A 20,984-nucleotide genomic window follows, 5' to 3' on the forward strand; every position below is an offset into this window, starting at 1 on the left:
TGACGCGGGGGTCCGCAGGTGGCAGAGCTAGGGAAAACGGTTGCGGGAGTTACCACTCCGGGAGACGACGCCTGCCCGCGATGATGTCGCGGACCAGGTCGTCGTAGGCATCGGCGAGTTCGGCCAGGTGATGCCAAGCGCCGTGCAGTCTTTCGTCGTGTGCGTCGAGAGTCATCAGCGCGTGATGCGCGCGCACCGAGGATTCGGCGAGCCGGTCGATGACCGCGCCCACCGTCTCGGTGTGCAGGGTCGCGCCGAGCCGATGCTGCGGCACGCTGCGCGCGACCCAGTCATCGATGGCCATGACCAATTCGACTCTGCGGCGCTCGATTTCGAGGACCACCAGCGGATCGGTGTCCACCGAACCGCCGCGGCCGACCAGTCGCCGCTCGTGCAGCACCGCGAGATCGCGAGCGAACCAGAGCAGCGGACCACCGACCACGCGGTGCCCACGACACGCCCGAACAAGTAGATCGGAGGTGGGAAGCAGCCCAGGAGCGTGGGACTGCACCACCGAATCGGTACACCGCAGTGTGCCGGGAAGAGCCATTACGACTGTTGTATCCGAACCTGCCACGTTGCCTCGCCGTCATCGCCGCACAACACCGGATCAGGACGTTCATTACAATAAACCTCTGAAGGCACCTGTCAAGCGTTACCGGGCCGTAGGAAGTCACGAAGAGTACACTTCGTTACCTGCACGACCAACCGAGGAGCAAGATGGCGGACGGTCCGACGTACCACCGGATCGCAGACCTCCTCCGCGAGGAGATCCGCGCAGGCAAGTGGAAACCGGGTGATCGGTTGCCCAGCCACACGGAGCTGGCCGAGCACATGCAGGTCTCGCTGACGACCGCTCGCAACGCGATTCAGGTCCTGGTCACCGAAAATCTGGTCTATACAGCTACTTCCCGCGGCACCATCGTGCGAAACCAGGAAGTTCTGGAATCGGTTGTCACCGAACATATTCGACAGGACCGGCCGAAATCGCCGCACGATATCTTCGAGGAGATCGCGCGCGCCGCTCACCGGGTGCCGTCGAAGGAGTTCGCCGCGAAGATGGAGCCGGCCGGGCCCGCGGTCGCGTTATGGCTCGGCGTGCCGGAGGACTCCTGGGTGCTGGCCCGGACGGTCGTCCAGTATCTCGACAACGAGCCGTGGTCCTGGGAGGTCACCTTCTATCCGCGAGACCTGGCCGAGGCCACCGGAATCGACTCACCGCACGACATTCCGGAGGGCACCACCCGGCGACTGGCCGATCGCGGCCACGCGGAGACCGCGCACCGCGACACGGTGACGGCGCGCCCCGCCTCCGCCGAAGAGGCCGTCGTGCTCGGCGTGGCGGCGGGCACCATCCTGCTGGACCACCTGCGGATCGGCGCCAACCACGAGCGGGTCACCCGGGCGACCCGCCACCGCTCGATCGCCGCGAGCAACCGGCTCGCCTATCAACTCGGCGACGCCGAGGGTCTGGGCGTGATCGGGCGGACCATCGGCGTGCCCTACGGGCCGGGTATCCCGTCGGCATGAGCGAGCGCAGCGAGCGAATCATGTGTCAGCGTGCATCGCGCATGCCGGAGCCGAGCGCCAGCGAGGCGCAGGCATGAGCGTCATCGTGCTCCGCCAGGCGACAATTGGCGATCTGGGCGTGATCTGCCGGCTGCGGCTGCAACGCACCGCGTGGCTGACCGCGCGCGGCTCCGATCAGTGGACGGTCGCGGGCCGCGGACTGCCCATCGAGATCTTCGCGCGGGGGGTCGGCCGCTCGCTGGACGCGGGCGAGACCTGGATCGCGGAGGTGTCCGGCGAACCCGCGGGCACCATCACCGTCAATCGGCACGCCGACCCAGGGCTCTGGTCGCCGTGGGAACTATCCGACGCGGTCGTCGTCCATTACATGATCGTCGACCTGCGTTTCGCCGGACAGCGGATCGGCCACCACCTGCTCGCGCACGCGGGAGTGCTTGCGCGCCAACAGGAACTGGAGTGGGTCCGGCTCGACGCGTGGACCACCAACACCGAACTGCACGACTATTACCGCAGGGAGGGCTTCCAATTGGCGCGCATCGCGGGCCCGATCGCGACCGGCCCGTCCCGCGCGTTGTTCGAACGCCGGGCCGACAGTTGGGATCTCGGCGCGCCCGTAACCGTCCCCGCCGCCGGGATCGCCCGGACCGCACCGAATCTCGGTGCGGTCCAACCGAACAACTGACCTACGTCGTCGGCGGCATGAAGGCGATCTGCACCATTTCCTGGCCGCGGCTGCGCGAGGCCAGGGTGCCCCGGCCCGGTGGCAGCTTGCTCGGGCGGATCTCGCCGATGATCTTGCCCTCGTCGCGGGAGCCGCTCATGATCAGCGTGTCCACCGACAGGTTCTTCAGGCCACCGATGATCGGATCGTAGAGGGCGCGCGAGACGCCGCCCATGCGCCGGGTGACCACGAAGTGCATGCCGATATCGCGGGCTTGCGGCAGGTATTCGATCAGCGGCGCAAAGGGATTGATGCCGCCGGTCGCCACCATGTCGTAGTCGTCGACCACGATGTAGATCTCCGGGCCCTCCCACCAGCTGCGGTCGCGCAGCTCCTGCGGCGTGATGTCGGAGCCGGGGATCCGCTTGGACAGGAACTCGGCGACCTCTTGGATCATCGGCCCGCAGGTCTGCGACGAGGTGGAGTAGCCGGCCAGGTGTTCACCCTCGACCACGCCGAGCATGGTCCGGCGGTAGTCGATCATGATGATCTTCGCCTGGTCCGGCGTCGAGTTCTCCACCACGCCGGTCACGATGTTGCGCAACAGCGTGGTCTTGCCGGATTCGACGTCGGCGAAGGCCATGAAATGCGGATCGGTGCCGAAATCCAGGACCAGCGGCTGCAATTCGGATTCGCCGATGCCGACGACCACCCTGGTCGGGCTGAGTTCGATGCCCTGTTCCCTGGTGGCCGCCAGCAGCCCCTCGCGACCGAATTGCAGCGGCAGCATCCGCACCTCCGGCGCCTGCCTGCCCGCATGCAACTCGGCCAGTTCCTGCCTGGCCCGGGTGACGCCGTCGGCCAGCGAGTCCGGATTCGAGTCGGAATCCAAGCGCGGCAAGGCGACCAGCATGTGCAGCTGATCCGGCGTGAGACCGCGGCCAGGACGGCCGACCGGCACCTGGAAGGCGGTGCGCCGCCCCATCTCCGAGTCCGTCGGGTCGCCCAGGCGCAGCTCCAGCCGGGTGCCGATCTGATCCTTGACCACCGGCCGGATCTCCGGCCAGCGGGAGGCGCCGATGATCACGTGGATGCCGTACGACAGGCCCTGCGCCGCAATAGCATTGATCTGCGGTTCCAGCACGTCGAACTCTTCGCGGATCGCGGCCCAGCCGTCGATCACCAGGAACACGTCGCCGAATCGGTCGTCGGCCAACGGATTTCCGGCCGAGGCCGCGCCGTCGGGCACGTGCGCGGCCGCGGCGAACTTGCGCCGCCGGAACTCGGCCATCGACTCGATGCCCAACTCGGCGAAGCGCTCCTCGCGCTGACGCATGAGCGAGGTGAGCTCGGCGATGGTGCGGCGCACCCGATCTCCGTCCAACCGACCGGCCACCGAGCCGACGTGCGGCAGGCCGACCAGGCCCGCCATGCTGCCGCCACCGAAGTCGAGGCAGTAGAACTGCACGTGCTGTGGGGTGTGCGTCGCGGCGGCGGCCATGATGATGGTGCGCAGGGTGGTCGACTTGCCCGACTGCGGGCCGCCGACGACGGCCACATTGCCTTGCGCGCCGGCCAGACTGATGGTCAGGACGTCACGGCGCTGCTCGTACGGCTTGTCGATCACGCCGATCGGCATCCACAGCTGGCCGTGCCGGTTGACCGGCGACCGCCAGTCCGGATCGGGCAGCAGCATGTCCACCGTCGGCGATTCGTCCAGCGGCGGCAGCCACACCTCGTGCGCCGGGCGGCCGTGTCCGGTCAGTCGCTTGACCACGGTGTCGAGCAGCGAGTCCGGAATCCCCTCCTCCGTGCCGGGCGCGCCGGGCGGCGGCGGGAGTTCGAGCAGCGGGTTGGTCGGCGACGGCGGCAGATCCAGCGCGGACTCGGATTCGACCGGTTCCGGCGCCTCCACCGGCGAGGCGGTGAAGACCGCCGGGCGCTGGCCGCCGACCGGGCTGCCGTCCTCGCCGGTCACCGTGCCGATCGGCGCGACGTACGGACCGGACACGTAGCTCGCGTTGAACCGCAACGGATCCGAGGCATCGCTCTTCAAGTAGCCTGCGCCGGGCACGCTCGGCAGGTGGTAGGCGTCGGTGATGCCGAGCACCGCGCGAGATTCGTTGGCGGAGAAGGTGCGCAGGCCGATCCGGTAGGACAGGTGCGACTCCAGGCCGCGCAGCTTGTTCTCCTCCAGGCGCTGCGAGGCGAGCAGCAGGTGCACGTGCAGCGAACGGCCGAGCCGGCCGATCATGACGAACAGCTCGGCGAAATCCGGCTTCTGCGAGAGCAGTTCGGAGAACTCGTCGACCACGACGAACAGCGCGGGCAGCGGATCCAGCGGAACGCCCGCGGCTCTGGCCTTTTCGTAGTCGGTGACGTTGGCGTAGTTGCCCGCCGAGCGCAGCAGTTCCTGGCGGCGGTTCATCTCACCGGCGAGCGCGTCTTTCATGCGGTCGACCAGGGACAGTTCCTCTTCCAGGTTGGTGATCACCGCGGCGACGTGCGGCAGTGAGTCCAGACCGAGGAAGGTCGCGCCACCCTTGAAGTCGACCAGCACCAGGTTCAGCGCGTCCGGCGAGTGCGTGGTGACCAGCGAAAGCACCAGGGTGCGAAGGAATTCCGACTTACCGGAGCCGGTCGCGCCGATGCACAGGCCGTGCGGGCCCATGCCGTTCTCGGCCGATTCCTTGATGTCGATCTCGACCGGAGTGCCGTCGGGGGTGATGCCGATCGGCACGCGCAGCCGTTCGCGCGCGGTGCGCGGCCGCCAGACCCTGGCCGGGTCGATCTGCGCCGCGTCCGGGATCTTCAGCAGCGCCATCAGTCCCGGGTCGGCCGTCGAACCCTCACCGAGGCTGACGATCTGGGCCGCGGTGGCCAGCCGGTAACGCGACAGCGCCCGCGAAAAGGCCTCGGCCTCAGCGGTACTGACCTGATCGGCGGTGGCGAACTTCTCCACGCCCACCGCGCTGCGGGCGGACACGTCGCCGTCCGCCGCGACCAGTTGCAGGCCGCGCCGGGCGGCGAGACCACCCTCCGGCGCGGTGAGGTCGAGCACGGTCACCGAGTCCAGGCCGGACTCGCTGATCAGCCGTTCGTTGCCGTTGACGTAGCCGTCGTCGATGATGACCACCAGGTGCAGCCGCCCCTGGGTGGGCTGCGGGTTACGCATGAAGCGGCCGCGCTCCATCAGCTCGGCCGACAGCGCGGTCTCCAGCTCGCCGAGCGAGGTGTACATCATCCGGGCCGAGCCCATACCATCGCGCACCGTCGGATGTTGCAGGTGCGGAAGCCATTTCGCCCATGCCCAGGGTCCGTCCGGGTCGGCGCAGACGATGGCGACCGCGAGATGGTCGGGGCCGTGGAAGGTGACCAGCTCCATCAGCATCGAGCTGGCCAGCATGCGCGCGTCCTGCGCCGGGCCGCTGATGTTGATCGCCGGGAAGGCGCGCAACGACACCGCGGTCGGCAGGCTGTGCACCACCGAATGGGTGCGCACGAACCGGCGCAGCGCGACGGTGGAGACCGGCTCCAGGTCCTCCAGCGGACCGGTTTCCGGCCTGGCCAGCTTGGTGGCCAGCCGATGGCTGCCCATGCCGACCCGGACGTGCCCGAAGTCGGGATCGTTGGGCCTGCGCTCCCACATCCTGCGGGTGCCGATCAGCGACGGCAGGTCGGCCGGGTCCGGGTGGCTCCAGGCCAGCGTCTCCAGCTGCTTGGTGCCGGTGCGGCGCACATCCTTTCGGATCTGATCCAGGTAGCGGAAGTAGTCCTTGCGTTCCTCGTTGAGCTCGACCGCGCGCTTGCCCGTGCCGCCGCGGAAGCCCGCCATCATGCCGACCATCGACATCAGCATCATCATCGGGAACATCATGGACAGCGGATTGGCCAGCAGGTTGCGCCCCATCATGGCCATCATCGCGATCATGCCGATCACCGCGACCACCATGACGACGGGCATCAGCTTCATCATCAGCGGCGCGGGCAGCGGGCGTGGAATCTCCGGTGGCGGGGTCAGCGCCACCTCACCACCGGGTGCCCGTGGCGGCGCTATCCGGGGGCGTCGTACGAAACCTTCGGTAGCCATGGATTCCTTCGATCGATCGAGCTCTCTGCGTTCGGCGCGGAGCCGGTGTTAGGGGTCGAATTCGGCGTCGATCTCCCGACGTCTGCGGCGGTACGGAATCGCTACCGCCACACCGATTGCCAGTGCGGTCAAACAGGTCAGCGAGCCGATCACCGCGATCCGGCGCGGCCGTGGATCCGGTCCGGGCGGGATCACCGGCGCGGCGATCGCCCGATCGATATCGGCGCCTTCGCTCACCGACTTCTCCGGCAGCTGCGCGGTCAGCGCGGCGAGCGGGTCGATCAGGCCCGCGCCGATCGCGTCGTCGTGGCCGGTGCCCGGCGCCTGCGCGGTCCGCATGATGCGGTCCATCACCTGTCGCGCATCGAGATTCGGGAAGCGCGACCGCACCAGCGCCGCCAGACCGGCCACGTAGGGCGCCGCGAAACTGGTGCCGTCCACCGGACGGATGCCCTCGTCGGTCTGCACGCCGTTCACCAGGCCGACGCCGCCGCCCTTGCTGTCCAGCGAAACGATGTTGCGGCCGATCGCGGCCACCCCGACCCAGGGACCGTGCAACGACAGATCCGACGGCTTGCCGTCCGCGTCCACCGAGCCGACGGCCAGCACGTACGGCGAGAACCACGCGGGGCTGGCCACCGTGCTGACCGCGCCCCAGCCGGAGCCGGAGTTCTGTTTCTGGCAGGGACCGTTGTTCTCGACATTGCCCGCGGCGGCCACCACGACGACGTTGCGGTCGTAGGCGTACTTCACCGAGGCGCCGAGCGAGGAGTCGGCGGTGTCGGATCCGGCTGGGCTGCACGCCACTTCGGAGATGTTGATGACGGTGGCGCCGAGATCGACCGCGCGCACCACGGCCGCGGCCAGGGTGAGCACGCTGCCGTAGCCGTCGGCGCGGATGCTGCCGGGCGGGCGCTCGCCGCCGCGGTCCTTCTTCTCGTAGGCCAGGCTCAGCTGGCGGATGCTGAGGATCTCCGCGTCCGGTGCGACCCCGGTGAACGCGTCGGCCGGACTCGGCTGCGCCGCAATGATTCCGGCGACCAGGGTGCCGTGCCCGTCGCAGTCCACCGTGCCGTCGGTGTCGGAGACGTAGTCGCCGCCCGGTTGCAGCGCGGCCAGGCGTGGATGCCGCTGCACCCCGGTGTCGATGACCGCGACCTTCTGTCCGGCGCCGCGGCTGAACTGCCAGGCCGCGGGCAACTCGAGGACCCGCTGCGAGATCGGCGGCTCGTTCGGCGGTGACCCGGTGAGCTGAGGTTCGGCGCACTGGTCGGCCTGCTGGGTCGGTTCCAGCGGCGCGGGGCGCCCGCTCAACGCCTGCGCGATACCGAGCGCGCCCGGATCGATCGCGGGCGGCGAGATCGCGGAGGCGGGCGGTGCGGGCACGCTCACCAAACCCACCACCGCGACGGCGCCGGCCATCCGCAGCAGACTGCGACGGAAGGCGCTAGGTCCCATCGCTGCCCGCACTCATATGTTCCGCGCCAATGAGTAGACGTTCATGATCCACAGCACCAGCGGGATCAGCGAGATGATCAGCAGGTACTCGAAGATCTCGATCATTCGCCGGGTCACCGGGGTGACCTCGATGTGCGGCCCGATCACGCCGAAGCCGATGGTGCCCGCGGCGAAGGCGACCAGCAGGCCGACCGAGAGCATTTCCAGATCCGCGTCCCCGAGGGCCGCGCCGACGACCAGCGAGACGAACACCAGGCAGCCGCCCGCGATCAGCGTCGCGGCCTGGGTGAGATCGGCGAAGGACCGGCCGCGCAGGCACAGGATGATCCCGGTGACCACGGCCAGCACGATGCCCTGCCAGCGGTCCGAGCCCAACGGGTCGGCCGCGCCGAACGCGCCGATCACCGCGCTCAACGTGCACGCGATGATCAGGCCGGACTGGTACTGGTTGGCCGCCCTGGCCCGCTCGCCGAGGCCGGACGCGGACGGCAGCGCGGTGGCGCCGATCGCGCCGATGCCCTCGATGGTCGGGCGCTGTTCGTGATCGGCCGGGTCGATCGCGGCGCCCGCGGTCGGCACCGGCGGGATCGGCAACCGGGCCAGCCCGGCCGCCAGCCGCGGCACCAGCGACAGCATCGCGATGCCGACCACCACGAGGCCGCCGCCCACCTTCGGCAGGCCGGGATGCCAGGCCAGATACACCGCGGCAGTGATACCCCCGACGACGCTGAGCGCACCCGCGGCGGAGAACAGCGTTGCCCCGGTACCGATGACCCGATACCCGAGCACGGCCGCCACCAGCGTCACCGAACAACCGAGCAGCAGATGCGCGCTGCCCAGCTCGCCGGGCACGAACAGCGCGGCACCGCCGAACAGCAGCAACAGGCCGTCCAGCGACAGCCAGGTGGCCGTGACCTGGTCGAGGTATCGGCGGGCCGCGAAGCCGGCGGCGACGAACGCGCCGATGCCCACGGCCGAGAGCACGAACGCGGGCGCGAGCGGATCGCCGTGCCCGCGCGAGATGACCAGCAGCGCAAGCGCGGCAAGCACGGTCAGCACGCCGGCGACCAGGCCCATCCAGCGCGCGGAGTTGCCGGTCCAGCTGCGGAATTCCTCGGCGGTGAGCCGGGAGACCGCGTCGATCACGTCGTCGAAGAGCGCGGGCGATTCCTTCGCGGTCACCGAACGCAGCACGAGCAGCTCGCCGTCGTGCACGTCGGCGTCGTTGAGCGTGCGGCTCGGCGCGAACGCCTCCTGGCCGACCCGGGCCAGCGTCCAATGCTGGGCCTGCAACGGCACCGCGTCGTCCTCGGCGTCGAGCTGGTCGGGATTGCGGGATTCGATCAGAGCCACCAGGTCGCCGATGAAGCCGGCGATCGGCACGGTTGCGGGCAGCCCGACATCGAGCTGAGTGTTGCCGCCGATGACGGAAACCCGACTCAACTCCGGTTCAGCGGCGCGTGTGCCACTGGTAGGTGACTCGATCAACGACCCCGGACCCCCGGCCTCTCCACTGACGATTGTTCACGCCCCGACTGCACTGGGTGGAACGTCTTCTGAGTGAACGACTTCGACACCAGTAAGACTCTCACCTAGACAACGCTTGCGTTGCAACCTCCCGGCAGCTGAACCTAATGTAACGGACAGACCAGGCACTGCGCGATCGGTAGTCTGGGGGGCATAAAGAACTCATCCGCTACTACGAACGAAGACTTCGGGGTCCGACAGCCATGACCGGCAATCGCCAAGCACAACGAGCCTTCGACGCCGGAATTCTGTCGCTGGGATTGTCCATCGAGGGCCAGGAATCCGCGCGCGACCTCGAGTACGCGAAGCTCGCCTTCCAGCGCGCCACCGAGTGGGATCCGACGATGTGCGACGCCTGGCTCGGCCGCGCCGCCGCCGGTGAGCTCACCAAGGACGTCTTGTTCAACATGCACAAGACCAGCGCGAGCACGCTCTACCGGGAGCAGCGCAGGCTCGGCCTGCAGCCGCGCGACCTGGCCGGCCGCTTCCTGCCCGGCCTCTATATCGATTACCCGCTCGCCAGCTACACCGAGATCTGGCTCGCCTGGGCCGCGCAACTCATCGCGGACAAGGAGTACGACGAGGCCGAGCGGGTGCTCAACGAACTCGATACGCACCGCAGGTCCCAGCTGAGCGACCCGGATCGCGAGATCGACAAGCGCATCTGCGCCTACGTCCGCGGCGTCCTGCATTACAACACCCAGCGCTGGCCCGACGTGATGACGGTGCTGGCCGGTTCGGCCGAGTGGGACGACCCGTACCTCGCGGCCGGGGCGAACGTCATGGTCGGCACCGCGTGCGCGCAGCTCGGGCTGTTCGGTGAGGCGATCCGCCGGATGGAGCAGGCCGAGGCCGGCCCGATCCCGGCCGCGCGGTCGACCGCCATGTTCTGCCGCGGCCTGTGCCTGCGCGAATCCGGCAACGAGGAAGTGGCGCAGGGCCTGTTCGAGAAGGTGTACTCGCAGGCGCCGGATTTCGAGGCGAACACCGCCGCGATGCGCGACCGCACCTACCGGATCAGCATCACCTCCCGGGAAACGATCGACGCCCGCACCGACAAGTGGGATCCGGCCTCCGCGCCGTCGATGAAGGCGATGGAGCAGGCCGAGACCGAGGACCGGGCCAAGAAGATCCTGGCCGACGCCCGCGCCGAACTGGACTCCCAGATCGGTTTGGCCTCGGTGAAGACCCAGGTGGCCAAGCTGCAGTCGAGCGCGCAGATGGCGAAGATCCGCGCGGAGAAGGGCCTGGCCGCCGGGGCGCGCGGCCAGCACCTCGCGTTCACCGGTCCGCCCGGTACGGGTAAGACCACCATCGCCCGGGTGGTCGCCAAGATCTATTGCGGCGTCGGCATCCTGAAGACCGACAAGGTGGTCGAGGCCAAGCGCGTCGACTTCGTCGCCCAGCACCTCGGCGGCACCGCGGTGAAGTCGGAGGCGCTGATCGACAGCGCGATGGACGGCGTGCTGTTCATCGACGAGGCGTACACGCTGATCCAGACCGGCCTGCAGGGCGGCGACTCGTTCGGCCGGGAGGCCATCGACACGCTGCTGGCCCGGATGGAGAACGACCGCGATCGGCTCGTGGTGATCATCGCCGGTTACGACGGCGAGATCGATCGCCTGCTCGCCGCCAATGACGGTCTGGCATCCCGCTTTTCCAAGCGGGTGCAGTTCCCGTCCTACACCCCCTCCGAGCTCGGCGAGATCGGCAAGGTCATCGCGCACAAGCGGGACTCGGAGCTGTCCGACGACGCGCTGGAACTGCTCGTCCTGGCCTGCACCCAGCTCTACGAGTTGCAGAGCACCGACCAGAGCGGCCAGCCGCGCCGCGGCGTCGACCTGGCGGGCAACGGCCGGTTCATCCGCAACGTCATCGAGGCGGCCGAGGAAGAGCGCGAGTTCCGGCTGGCCAACGACGAGAGCCTGGATCTGGCCAATATCGACGAGTCGATGCTGATGCGGATCGAGGCGCCCGATATGCACACCGCGCTGTCCGGCATCCTCGCGTCGCTGAACGTCCCCTTCACCATCTGACCGACGCGGCCTGCACCATCTGGTGCAGGCCTACCGGAGTGTCAGTGCTCCGGTTCCAGCGGCAGCTGATCGCGCGCGGTGAGCGCTTCCTTCGCGGACAGCGTCGCGCCCGGGACCATCTGACCGATGATCGCCCACGGCGCCAGCCGCGGGGTGTCCCCCAGACCGAGTACCCCTGCGGTCGCCATGTCCGGAATGCCATAGCGCACACCGTTATCCGCGACGTAGAACAGGCTGCCGCGGCGCGGGCTGCCCGGCCCCATACCGGTCACCTGAACGAACTCACCGGTGCCCGGCGGGACGTATACGGCGTCCACCCGGTCGCCGGTCCCGTCGGCGGTGGCCAGCGCGACCGTCTTCGCCGATTCCGCGATCGGCACGCGCACACCGGCGAGCAGGGTCACCGAGGCGCGCTCGGCGGGCCCGTCGCCCGCGTCGACCTTGCGATTGGCCGGCGCCGTGCCCGGCGTCTTGGACCAGGCCACGCAGGTGACCGGGGCGTCCTCGGCGTTCAGGATCTTCGGGGTCTCGACCGGAAAGTCGTTGACCGGCAACGCATCATGCACCACCCGCACCCGATCGAGCACGTCCGGCGGCATGATCGGGATGTCGCTCATTCCGTGCGAATCGGCGAACCGGATCACCTGCGCGGTGAACGGGCTCACCGGCTGCAGCGCGTCGGCGAGCACGGCGTACAGCTCGGGCTTGCCGTCGCCGACGTCGCGGATGGAGATGACACCGCCGACCGGGATCTTCGACAGCGGGCCCGGGCCGGGCTGGCCTGCCTGCGGGATCTGCGGCGCGACCAGCGGCGGGACTTCCGTTGTCGCGCCGAGCATTCCGGTGCCGATCGGCCGCGGCCGGTGCGTGGTCAGTTGCAGCGCGCGCTGCAGCACCGAGTTGCCCGGATCGACCTCGGCCCGCTTGCCGTCGTAGACCAGGTAGGTCTTGTCGCTGCGCTTCACCAGCAGCGCCTCGTCCTTGCCGACCGTGCGGGTGCGCTCGCCGAGGGCCGGACGGCCCGCGATGACCGTCGTGGTGCCGCCGGTGGCCGAGGCCGCGCTGCCGCCCTGCGAGAGCGCGATCGTCTCGCACAGCGCCCATTCCGAGCGGGACCCCTGCCCCGACCCCGGCAGCGCGCTCGGCGCACCGGGGATGCCGACCATCGGTCCGCGCGGCATGCTGTTCAGCTTGCTGTCCTTCACCGCGTTCGGCTCGGCATTGCTGCCGGTGATCAGGCGCGCGGAGGCCAGGTTCAGCACCGGGTGCAGCGTCTTGTTGCCGTCCTCGGACTGCACGACGACGTAGAGCGCACCGCTCTGCTTGCCCGAGACGATCAATGAGTCGCCGATCGCACCCTGCGGGCGCAGGAAGCTCAGGATGGCCGCACCGGCGATCACCAGGATGCCGAGCACCAGGCCGACCAGCAGCGAACGCACCTGGGACCGCATGGGATCGTGCAGCATTCGCACGTCACGCCGTACCAATGCGTGATCGAGTCGGCGCAACAGGAATCGGTACCCGTTGACCTGGGCTCGGGTAGTCAGCTGTGCCGGCACTAGGTCTCCATTGAACTGTCGAGAACCATCTTCATCGACACGGTACCGTAATTCCAGGACGGCCCTGAACCGATGAATTCATGGTCTTTCGGCGGTGGCCGTACGGGTGGCAGACAGGGACAACGCGGTGACGACAACGATGAACGAGACCAGGCCCGACGGGGAGACCGAACCGGAGAGCAGCGGCGCGCCGACGCAGGCCGCCGACCGGGCCTCGGCCTACGACACCCTGCGCGACCCCGAGTTCTGGCTGTTCCGGATCTATCCGCTGCGGGTGCTCGTGCCGGTGGTGGTGCTGGCCGCCGCGGTCGCCTGGATCGTGCTCGCCACAACGCATTCGCTGTGGGGCGCGATCGGCGGCGGCATCGGTTTCGCGGTGATCTTCCTGCTGCCGATTCGCGGCCGCACCCCGGCCGCCCGGATCGGCGGCGCGCTGGCCCGGCGGCGCAGCGGGCTGCGTCCCGCCGACCATCTGACCCAGGCGCCCGCCTTCGACGTGCCGTTCAGCGAGGGCGGCGGTTACGGGGTGCGCTGGGACGGCGAACTGCTGCTCACCATGCTGCGCATCGATCCGCCGCCGGACACGCTGACGCTGCTGCGCCGCGGTTCGCTGAGCACCGATCAGCTGCTCCCGCTCACCGAGATCGCCCGCTGCCTGGACCAATTCGACCTCACGCTGGCCGGGGTCGATCTGGTGAGCACCGGCGCGCGCACCGCGGGCACCGGCATGATCTCGCACCTCTACGACAGCATCCTCGGCCCGCTGCCCGCGATCGCGCACCGCACCCTCTGGCTGGTGCTGCGGCTGGACCCGCTGGCCAATGCCGAGGCGGTGGACAAGCGCGGTGGCGGCGGCACCGGCGCGCTGCGCACCGCGATGATCGCCACCCGCCGGGTGGCGAACCGGCTCGCCGCCCACGACATCGCCACCTCGGTGCTGACCGCTGCCGAAATGAACACCGCGGTCCGCGAACTCACGCACGGCTTCGAGGTCGATCAGCTCGCCGAATCGCCGCAGTCGCTGGAGTATCAGGGCCGCTACCTGACCCACTACCAGATCGGCGCGGACCTGATCGGCCCGCGCGGGCTGGCCGATATCTGGACGGTGCAGAGCCTGTCCACCACGGTGACGCTGCGGCTGCGCCCGGGCGCGCACCGGCACGACACGCGCGCCGACCATGCGGGCACCGTCGTGCTCAACGCGGTGGTCCGGTTCGACACCACCTTCGAGCCGGAGGAGCCGCCGCTGCCCGGCCTGCGCGAGCTGCCGGGCAATCAGCTGCGAATCCTGTTGGACACCTTGCCGATCGGCGCCGCCGGACGCTGGGGCGCGGACACCGGATACCGCGGCACGCTCACCGCGCTCACCGACATCGCGGTGCCCACCGCGGGCTGCGGCCAGTTGATCGGCGCCGACGAGATCGGCCAGGGCATCGCGGTGCCGCTGGTCGGCGAGGGCACCCGGCACCTGGAGGTCATCGGCAACCTGGACCTGGCCCAGCAGGTGATCCTGCGCGCGACCGCGCTCGGCGCGCACGCCATCGTGCACACCGCCCGGCCCGACGCATGGCACACCATGGTGACCAATCTCGATGCGCCGCACGTGCTTTCGATCGCGCCGCGGTCGGCGGGCGCCAGCTATCACGCGCCGTCGGCGCCGCCGTTGCCTGCCGCGCCCTATCCGAGCACCACAGTCGTGGTGTTCGACGGGATCGCCCCGACCACGCACGCGGGCGGCGCGACCATCGTGCATGTGCGCACGCCGGATCAGCCACCGAGCGCGATCGATGCCGACGTCACGCTGACCCAGGATCCGGACGCGCCGAACCGGATCACCGTGCGCACCGCGACCGCCAGCGCGACCGTGTTCATGGTGACCACGCCGGACGAGATGCACTACATCGGCGAATCGCTCGCCGCGCGCTGATCCCGCGGTGCCGCCGTTCGCGCGGTATCAGGCCCGGAAAACCGAAACGGCCGAACGGAACTGGATGTTCCGGTCGGCCGTCAGGTGACGGACATGTCAGAAAGCGGCGAAACCGTCGCCGACCTTGCCATCGGCCTCGAGCGCGCGCTGCAGCGCGTTCTCCACCTGGGCGCCGAGGGCATCCAGCTTCTGCAGCGTGTCCTCGAGGCCCTGGGTCAGGTTCTTGTGCGCGCCGTCGAAGCCCTGCGACGCGTTCTCACCGGTCAGGTTGTCGTGGAACGCCTTGGCGGCGTCGTTGAGCGAGTCGATCTCGCCCTTCATCTTGCCGCCGTGCGTCTGCAGGTCGCTGTAGAGCTCGTTCATGGCAGCGGGATCGTAAAGGATGGTCATTCGTCAATTCCTTCGAACGATGGGTTCGGAAAACAGAGTGGAGCAGGCGCCGATCAGGCCTGGTCCATGGCCTGCAGGGTCGACTTGCCGTTGTTGACGGCTTCGGTGAACTGGTCGAGGCGCTTGTTCAGGTCTTCGGCCTCGTCGTGCCAGTCGCCGGCCACCTGAACGAACTTGTCGGACGCGTCGCCCTTCCAGCCCTTCAGCACATCCTGCGCGGCCTGGTCGATTTCCTTGACCGAGGTGCGGAGGTTGTTGATCGCGGTCTCGAGATCGCCGACGACCTTCTGGACGCCGCCGGCCTCGACACCAACAGCCTTGCTCGAGCCACCGAGTGAGGTGAGGGACATTTGTTTGACCTTTCGTCATATTTGAAGATCGTTCTCAGACAAACGATCTCGTCGAACTACAAGACAACCGAAGTTGCCACCCAGGAATTACTGCGGCAGCCACCTCCCCCCGGGCAGCCCCTCGATCAACGTGGCGACTGCTTGCGCAACCCGGTGGTCGGTACCCGGCGTGACCGTGGACCAGACCTGCTGATCCGGGGAAACCGTCGGCGCGGCGACGATCCGCCCGCGGGCGGTGTCGTACACGGCAACGGCACCCGGTGCTCGGGTGGTCACGCCATCCTCATGGGCGCACGCCACGATCTCGGCGTATGCGTGCGTCGCACCGAAGGCGAGCCCCAATTTCGTGGCGTCGCGTTCGGTGGCACCCAGGGCATAGAGAGCGTCGGTGAGCTCGCTCGGCGTGGCGGCGGCGTTCAGCCGCTCGGCCAGCTCCGCGGCGGGGACGCTGAATTGGGGGATCTCGGCGGGCGGGCACGGGTCCATCGCGGCGAGCAGCGGGCGCACCAGATCGGTCGCCGATCCGTCGGTCCACAGCTGTCGCACCTCGAAGGTGTCGCCGGTGCGCACCGCGAGCGCGTGCGCGTGTCCGCGCCGCACCACGCAGACCCGCCGGGTGCCATGCTCGGTGAAGATGCGGGCGGCCAGTTCCTGCTCCGGCAGCGCCAGCGTGAACAACGTCTCGGCCAGGTCGGGAACCACCTCGCCGTCCGCGTCGATCAGGCCGTCACCGATCAGGCCGGCCACCGCGTGTTCCTGTGCCCGCTGCCATTCCTCGAACGAATCCTGTTGCGGCCCTACCGATAGCGCCAGCGGCAGGGTCTGCACCCCGGCCCGGTCGGCGACGGCCAGCAGCGCGTCGTTGCTCAGTGTGGTCACGGCGCACCGCCGGTTTCGGTCCGGGTCTCGGTGGGCGCCTTGGTCACCGACTCGGTGCCGCCGAGAACGGCAGGGGCGGCTTGGATTTCGCCTTCGAGCCCGATCTGGTCGGCCTCGCCCGCCAGGCTGGCGCGCGGGAACCGAGCCGAATCCTGGCCGCCGCCACCCGCGCCACCCATCGCACCGGGGGCCACCGGCGCGGACTGGCCGGTCGCGCCGGTCGTGCTGACCTGGGTGGATTTGGTCGTGGGCTCGGTGGTGGTCGTGGATTGCGAGTACACCGGCGCGCGGTAGGAGGACAGTGCCCGCGGCGGCAAGGTCGGCATCGCGATCGAACCGATCGGCATCCCGCCGAAGCCCGGCATGGCCTTCGGAGCGGCGGCTGCGGCGGTCGCCGCCTGTTCCGCGGCCAGCGCCTGCTCCGGCGCGATCTTCGGCGGCTCTTGATGCTGCCACGGCGTGGCCAGCGGTTCAGCGGCCGTCTCGTAACTCCGCATCACCCGCGACGCAACGGCTTTCGCCACATCGGCGTCCGCGTCGTTGTCCGCCGCGACCGCGCGGATCGGGGCGCCGAGCATGGCGCCCATGCTTTCCAGCATGGCCTGCACCTGCTGGATCTGCTGGATGTCCGCGGTGTTCGGCATGGTCAGCTTGGCCACCTCGTACGCGGCGACCTGGGCCTGCAGGCGGGTCGCGTTCGCGGTCGCGGTGCCGGCCGCGTCGACCAGCCAATCCCGCAGCGTGGTCACCTTTTCCATGACCTCGTTGCTGCGCCCGGACTGCCACGCGGTGCGCAGCGAAGCAAGGACCCGCTCGTATTCGAGCACCGCCGCACCGAAAACCGTGGCGAGCCGCGCCCATTCGGCGGCTGCCTCGGCCATCGGCACAGAGCCCGGCCCCGTGGTGAGGTCTCGCGCGAGCCGCTCCGGCGGCCGAGCTTCCCACACCACGCCGGTAAACCCTGGCTTCGGTGGTTCGATCATTGCTGCGCTGTGCCTTTCCAAGACAGGCCTTTCCCCGGACCGTGCCTCAGGCGGACCTGCCGCCTGCCGCGTCGAAGTCCGCGACGCTGTCACTTTCCATCTGGCTGAACTCGTTGGTGTGCAACCGCAACGTGGCCGCCAGCTTTCGCATCTCGGTCACGCTGGCCTGGGCGCTCGCCAAGTACGAGGTCGCGACCTCGTTCCCGGTCTGCGCGGCCCGGCCGGAGACTTCGTCCGCCCCCGCCGGCTGAATCGTCAATGCCTGCTCCGCGGCCTGCAGGTCCGCCGCCAGCCGGTCGGCGAGCACATCGAGTCCGCTCGATGCCTCCCCGGCCGCGGCCGCGTCGAACTGGAAGCTCGCGAATGCGCCATCACTACTCATGAGACCCTCCTCAAAGTCAGAGCGTGAGTTCTTTATCCGGCGGGGGTTCCGACGTGGTGTCGGCCGCGCCGACCACCGGCAACGAGACCCCTTCGATCCGGCCGACCACTTCGTCGCCGTGCTGGCTGGTCACCATCTGACCGCGCAGCGAGTCGGTGCTGGACGCGCCGTCGCGGGCCAGTCCGGCCGCACCCGCGGCGCCGGACATCGGCATGCCCATGCCGCCCGCGCCGGTCCCGCCGGTCGACATCGCCGCTGTAGTAGCGGGACTCGACCCGGCGCCGCTCAACCCGGTGAGCGAGCCCATCGAGCCGCTGGCGACGCGCGTGCCCTGCCACGGGTTCAGTGGTGCGTTGGTCGCGGCCACGCCGGGGCCGGGGCCGAAGGCGCCAGGGCCGGAGCCGATGCTGCCCTTCGCGGACACTTCCGCGGCCTTGGCCTTCTCCTCGTCGGAAAGTCCTTCGCCGGTATGGGTTTTCGGGTCGACGACCGGCTTCGGCGCGCTGAGCGCCGAACTCGCCTGGGCGAGTTGACCGAGCGACTGTGCCGCCGTGGTCGCGGTGCTGATCAGCGGCGTCACCATGCTCATCAGCTGACTGAGCTGATCGGCGCCACCCGCACCCGCGACGCCCTTGGGCGCGTTGGTGATCGGGACCTTGGTCCCGGTCGAGGTCATGGAGGCGCTGTGACCGAGCAGTTCGCCCTTGGTCTTGACCGTGATGCCGAGCGCCTCGGCCATCGACTCGACCGCCGAGGCGGCCAGAAACACCTGTCCCGCAGGGGTTGCCGCGTACAGCGGGGCCAGCGCGAGGGTGGCGGAGAACTTCGCCACCACCGCGGACATCAGCCCGGCACCGGTGAAGACGCTGCCCGCCGCGTTGGTGAGCACTGCCTTCTCCTGGGTGCTCTGCGCCTCCAGCTTGCCTGCGTCGGTCGCGGCCTCGCCGGCCTTCTTCGACGCTTCCATCGCCGCCATGCCCTGCCAGACCGACATCGCGGTCTGGATCGCGGAGGTGCCGATCTGCATCACCGTCTGCATGACGGTCGAGATGCCGGACAGTAGTTGGGTCGGGTCGACCGGCGGTGCCGGGGCCGCCGCGTTCTGCGTGCCGTCGGCATTCGCCGGGGCGGGGGCCGGGGCAGGCGGTGCGCCCAGCTTTCCGCTGCCGAACGCGGACGCCAGGTCGGTCAGCGGCCGCATCAGCGCGGTGAGATCCAGCGGCGGCAGCGGCGGCATCTCCGGCATGTGGATGAACGAGGGCATCTCGGGCATGTTCGGCAGGCCCATGCTGTGCAGGATGTCGTTCACCGGCTGGTCGAGCATCGGAGCTAACGCACTGCCACGCAACAGATCCAGCACAGTTGGATCCAACGGCTCCGCCCCCGGCGGTGGGATTGCCCCGGGGATGGTCATGACTTCGAGTTGACCGATCCGATAGCCGCGCCGGACGCGCTGTCGGTGACCTCGTAGGTGCTGGCGGCCTCGTGCGCGGTCAGCGCGGTGCCCGCGTGCACCGCGGCCAGCTCGGCCACCGAGCTCAGATGGTTCGCCTGCGCGAACGCGAACGAGGCGAGGAACTCCTGGCCGATCAGGCCGAACACCGGTACGACCGTGCCGATGGTGGCGGCTTGGTCGACCGCACCCGCCGACGCGACGCCCGCGGCCATCGCGGCCGAGGCGGAACCGTAAGCCCGAACCGCATCCGGGACAACTTCAATGTGATTCATGACTGACATCCAATCCCGAAACACCCAGGTGTCTCGTCAAACCCTACCTACCGGACCATGTTTGGCGCTGATCGCGACATAATTTCTAGATCACTGACCCGCGTTTTCCTCGTTGTATGCGGTGACCAGATCCGCGCGTTCGGCGAACGCCCGATAGGCGGCCGCGCGTGCGGTATCGATCAGTGTCTGCTCGAAGTCGGTCGGCGAGAGCTTGGCGATCGCGCCGCTGAGGCTCAACCCGACCAGCGCGCCGTTGCCGTCCACCGACGCGGTGACCGCCCCGTCCTCGGAGGTCTCGGTCACCAGGATCCCCGTGGTCGCGTCGTTGAGATCGCGCAGCCGGTACATCTGTTGCTGCACCCGCGCGATCAACTCGTCCATCGTGTCGACCATGACTACCTCCCGAATTCTCGTCCTGGTCAGACTGATCGAAGCCAGCTCTGCGGCTCGGTCTCGTACTCCTGCTCCTCGATGATCTCTTGTCTGGCGACTTCCTGCTCGGTGGGCAGTCCCGTCATCGCCAACATCTCGGAGGTGAAGCCGGCCTCGCGTAGCTGCGTCCGGCGGGCCAGCCCGGCCCGGTTCGCCGATTGCTTGCACAGCCGCAGGATCTCGGCCGCCAGCGCCGCCGGATCACGCCGCAATTGATCCTGGTCGAGCTTGATGCCCAACGGCAGGCCCTGTTCGGTGGTACGCACGGCGATCGAGCCGGTCAGCGAGGTCACGACGAATTCCGTCGGAAACTCCTGTCCCGCATCGTCTTTAAGTTCCGTCATAGCCGCCCGCTCTCCGAACATGGGATCAATAACAGCGTCTCACGCATGTCAACTCCTTAACAACTCCTTATGCACGATCATCATGGCTGGTTGATATTCCAGGTTTTCGCCGATCAGGCCCATAAGAATGGTGTCCGTCGACGTACTGATCGTTTGATATCGGTTGCCAGTGAAGCCATTCGGATCGTCGGCGTGCGACGTGGGATTCTTGATCCATTGCTCGATGCCGAAACCGGCTTTGCCGCCGTCGTCGGCGCGCTTGTCCGCCGCGCCGAAAGGCTCGTCGAGACCGTTCGTCGCCAGCGTGGCGAAATGAGCGAGGTCGCCAACCGGTGGACCCGGTCGTTCCCCCCGCGCCTGATCACTCATCCGCTACTGGCCCTCCTCGTAGCTGCGACGGTGCTGACGCGGTGTGCGCACGGTCAGCATCGCAGCCAGTTCTAACAGCGTGCCAATTCTATGGGTACTAGCGTCCCGCTCGCATGTACAGACCCGAATCTTGGTGGCAAGCACGGCTTGAACATATCCTGACCAGCGGCGGTGAACTATTCGCGGCAATCTCAGAAGTAGCGGAGGTAGGCGGCCCGAAAGGCCTCGTCACGCAGGTCGTAGTCGATCGGCAGGTAGTCGTTGGCGCGGACGTGCTGGACGAATTCGTCCGGGATGGCCAGCAGCCTCCATCACGTCGAAGACCTCGGGGCCTTTGCG

19 protein-coding genes are annotated in these 20,984 nt (G+C 68.7%); 4 read left to right on the top strand and 15 right to left on the bottom strand.

What is annotated here, in order from left to right:
* Positions 1 to 49 precede the first annotated feature (49 nt).
* Positions 50 to 442, bottom strand: coding sequence for a DUF4254 domain-containing protein (locus AB0M22_RS43130; protein WP_191094103.1), 393 nt, complete (start codon positions 440 to 442; stop codon positions 50 to 52).
* Positions 443 to 720: 278 nt separating this feature from the next.
* On the opposite strand from AB0M22_RS43130, the gene AB0M22_RS43135 reads away from it, so the two are divergent.
* On the top strand, positions 721 to 1,530 hold the full coding sequence (locus tag AB0M22_RS43135) for a GntR family transcriptional regulator (RefSeq protein WP_364739223.1): 810 nt from the start codon (positions 721 to 723) through the stop codon (positions 1,528 to 1,530).
* Positions 1,531 to 1,603: 73 nt separating this feature from the next.
* Positions 1,604 to 2,212 carry a GNAT family N-acetyltransferase gene (locus tag AB0M22_RS43140; protein ID WP_364739225.1) on the top strand — a complete coding sequence of 203 codons (609 nt, stop codon included), beginning with the start codon at positions 1,604 to 1,606 and terminating at the stop codon, positions 2,210 to 2,212.
* A 1-nt stretch (position 2,213) separates the two neighbouring features.
* Here AB0M22_RS43140 and eccCa read toward each other — a convergent pair whose 3' ends face one another.
* From eccCa to eccD, 3 genes are read right to left on the bottom strand one after another with little or no spacing between them, the layout of a single operon-like run.
* Positions 2,214 to 6,281 (bottom strand): type VII secretion protein EccCa, encoded by a 4,068-nt coding sequence (eccCa, locus tag AB0M22_RS43145; RefSeq protein WP_364739227.1) that lies wholly within the window; start codon positions 6,279 to 6,281, stop codon positions 2,214 to 2,216.
* Between the two features lie 48 nt (positions 6,282 to 6,329).
* A complete protein-coding gene (gene mycP / locus AB0M22_RS43150) occupies positions 6,330 to 7,703 on the bottom strand; it encodes a type VII secretion-associated serine protease mycosin (protein ID WP_364739229.1) in 1,374 nt (457 codons plus the stop codon).
* A gap of 48 nt (positions 7,704 to 7,751) precedes the next feature.
* The gene (gene eccD, locus AB0M22_RS43155) at positions 7,752 to 9,182 is read right to left on the bottom strand and encodes a type VII secretion integral membrane protein EccD (protein WP_364739231.1); all 1,431 of its coding nucleotides are present in this window, start codon (positions 9,180 to 9,182) and stop codon (positions 7,752 to 7,754) included.
* A 287-nt stretch (positions 9,183 to 9,469) separates the two neighbouring features.
* Here eccD and eccA point away from each other — a divergent pair, with 287 nt between their 5' ends.
* A complete protein-coding gene (gene eccA / locus AB0M22_RS43160) occupies positions 9,470 to 11,302 on the top strand; it encodes a type VII secretion AAA-ATPase EccA (protein WP_364739232.1) in 1,833 nt (610 codons plus the stop codon).
* 41 nt (positions 11,303 to 11,343) lie between these two features.
* On the opposite strand, the gene eccB is transcribed toward eccA, so the two are convergent.
* Positions 11,344 to 12,861, bottom strand: coding sequence for a type VII secretion protein EccB (gene eccB, locus AB0M22_RS43165; RefSeq protein ID WP_364739234.1), 1,518 nt, complete (start codon positions 12,859 to 12,861; stop codon positions 11,344 to 11,346).
* A gap of 127 nt (positions 12,862 to 12,988) precedes the next feature.
* Here eccB and eccE point away from each other — a divergent pair, with 127 nt between their 5' ends.
* Positions 12,989 to 14,788, top strand: coding sequence for a type VII secretion protein EccE (gene eccE, locus AB0M22_RS43170; RefSeq protein WP_364739236.1), 1,800 nt, complete (start codon positions 12,989 to 12,991; stop codon positions 14,786 to 14,788).
* 96 nt (positions 14,789 to 14,884) lie between these two features.
* Here eccE and AB0M22_RS43175 read toward each other — a convergent pair whose 3' ends face one another.
* From AB0M22_RS43175 to AB0M22_RS43220, 10 genes are all read right to left on the bottom strand, one after another.
* Positions 14,885 to 15,178: a type VII secretion protein EsxR gene (locus AB0M22_RS43175; protein ID WP_150404154.1), complete on the bottom strand. Its 294-nt coding sequence runs from the start codon at positions 15,176 to 15,178 to the stop codon at positions 14,885 to 14,887.
* Between the two features lie 53 nt (positions 15,179 to 15,231).
* Positions 15,232 to 15,528, bottom strand: a complete 297-nt coding sequence (locus tag AB0M22_RS43180) for a WXG100 family type VII secretion target (protein WP_150404153.1) — start codon at positions 15,526 to 15,528, stop codon at positions 15,232 to 15,234.
* 87 nt (positions 15,529 to 15,615) lie between these two features.
* Positions 15,616 to 16,407 (bottom strand): ESX secretion-associated protein EspG, encoded by a 792-nt coding sequence (locus AB0M22_RS43185; RefSeq protein ID WP_364739239.1) that lies wholly within the window; start codon positions 16,405 to 16,407, stop codon positions 15,616 to 15,618.
* On the bottom strand, positions 16,404 to 17,390 hold the full coding sequence (locus AB0M22_RS43190) for a PPE domain-containing protein (RefSeq protein WP_364739241.1): 987 nt from the start codon (positions 17,388 to 17,390) through the stop codon (positions 16,404 to 16,406). Before AB0M22_RS43190 ends, AB0M22_RS43185 begins: the two co-directional genes overlap by 4 nt.
* 46 nt (positions 17,391 to 17,436) lie before the next feature.
* On the bottom strand, positions 17,437 to 17,772 hold the full coding sequence (locus AB0M22_RS43195) for a PE domain-containing protein (RefSeq protein ID WP_364739243.1): 336 nt from the start codon (positions 17,770 to 17,772) through the stop codon (positions 17,437 to 17,439).
* A gap of 16 nt (positions 17,773 to 17,788) precedes the next feature.
* Positions 17,789 to 19,186 carry a hypothetical protein gene (locus tag AB0M22_RS43200; protein WP_364739244.1) on the bottom strand — a complete coding sequence of 466 codons (1,398 nt, stop codon included), beginning with the start codon at positions 19,184 to 19,186 and terminating at the stop codon, positions 17,789 to 17,791.
* Positions 19,183 to 19,500 (bottom strand): type VII secretion target, encoded by a 318-nt coding sequence (locus AB0M22_RS43205; RefSeq protein ID WP_364739246.1) that lies wholly within the window; start codon positions 19,498 to 19,500, stop codon positions 19,183 to 19,185. The genes AB0M22_RS43200 and AB0M22_RS43205 overlap by 4 nt, the downstream gene beginning before the upstream one ends.
* A gap of 90 nt (positions 19,501 to 19,590) precedes the next feature.
* Positions 19,591 to 19,893: a YbaB/EbfC family nucleoid-associated protein gene (locus tag AB0M22_RS43210; RefSeq protein WP_364739248.1), complete on the bottom strand. Its 303-nt coding sequence runs from the start codon at positions 19,891 to 19,893 to the stop codon at positions 19,591 to 19,593.
* A gap of 26 nt (positions 19,894 to 19,919) precedes the next feature.
* Positions 19,920 to 20,276 carry a hypothetical protein gene (locus tag AB0M22_RS43215; protein WP_364739250.1) on the bottom strand — a complete coding sequence of 119 codons (357 nt, stop codon included), beginning with the start codon at positions 20,274 to 20,276 and terminating at the stop codon, positions 19,920 to 19,922.
* 48 nt (positions 20,277 to 20,324) lie between these two features.
* Positions 20,325 to 20,645: a hypothetical protein gene (locus AB0M22_RS43220; RefSeq protein WP_364739252.1), complete on the bottom strand. Its 321-nt coding sequence runs from the start codon at positions 20,643 to 20,645 to the stop codon at positions 20,325 to 20,327.
* Positions 20,646 to 20,984 lie beyond the last annotated feature (339 nt).

The organism is Nocardia sp. NPDC051756 (genome assembly GCF_040681495.1).
In the GTDB taxonomy this organism is placed as follows: domain Bacteria; phylum Actinomycetota; class Actinomycetes; order Mycobacteriales; family Mycobacteriaceae; genus Nocardia.

Coding starts and splice junctions, on each gene's coding strand:
- AB0M22_RS43135 (WP_364739223.1), top strand. CDS start 721: ATGGCGGACGGTCCGACGTACCACCGGATCGCAGACCTCCTCCGCGAG.
- AB0M22_RS43140 (WP_364739225.1), top strand. CDS start 1,604: ATGAGCGTCATCGTGCTCCGCCAGGCGACAATTGGCGATCTGGGCGTG.
- eccCa (WP_364739227.1), bottom strand. CDS start 6,281: ATGGCTACCGAAGGTTTCGTACGACGCCCCCGGATAGCGCCGCCACGG.
- mycP (WP_364739229.1), bottom strand. CDS start 7,703: ATGGCCGGCGCCGTCGCGGTGGTGGGTTTGGTGAGCGTGCCCGCACCG.
- eccA (WP_364739232.1), top strand. CDS start 9,470: ATGACCGGCAATCGCCAAGCACAACGAGCCTTCGACGCCGGAATTCTG.
- AB0M22_RS43175 (WP_150404154.1), bottom strand. CDS start 15,178: ATGACCATCCTTTACGATCCCGCTGCCATGAACGAGCTCTACAGCGAC.
- AB0M22_RS43180 (WP_150404153.1), bottom strand. CDS start 15,528: ATGTCCCTCACCTCACTCGGTGGCTCGAGCAAGGCTGTTGGTGTCGAG.
- AB0M22_RS43190 (WP_364739241.1), bottom strand. CDS start 17,390: ATGATCGAACCACCGAAGCCAGGGTTTACCGGCGTGGTGTGGGAAGCT.
- AB0M22_RS43195 (WP_364739243.1), bottom strand. CDS start 17,772: ATGAGTAGTGATGGCGCATTCGCGAGCTTCCAGTTCGACGCGGCCGCG.
- AB0M22_RS43200 (WP_364739244.1), bottom strand. CDS start 19,186: ATGACCATCCCCGGGGCAATCCCACCGCCGGGGGCGGAGCCGTTGGAT.
- AB0M22_RS43205 (WP_364739246.1), bottom strand. CDS start 19,500: ATGAATCACATTGAAGTTGTCCCGGATGCGGTTCGGGCTTACGGTTCC.
- AB0M22_RS43210 (WP_364739248.1), bottom strand. CDS start 19,893: ATGGTCGACACGATGGACGAGTTGATCGCGCGGGTGCAGCAACAGATG.
- AB0M22_RS43215 (WP_364739250.1), bottom strand. CDS start 20,276: ATGACGGAACTTAAAGACGATGCGGGACAGGAGTTTCCGACGGAATTC.
- AB0M22_RS43220 (WP_364739252.1), bottom strand. CDS start 20,645: ATGAGTGATCAGGCGCGGGGGGAACGACCGGGTCCACCGGTTGGCGAC.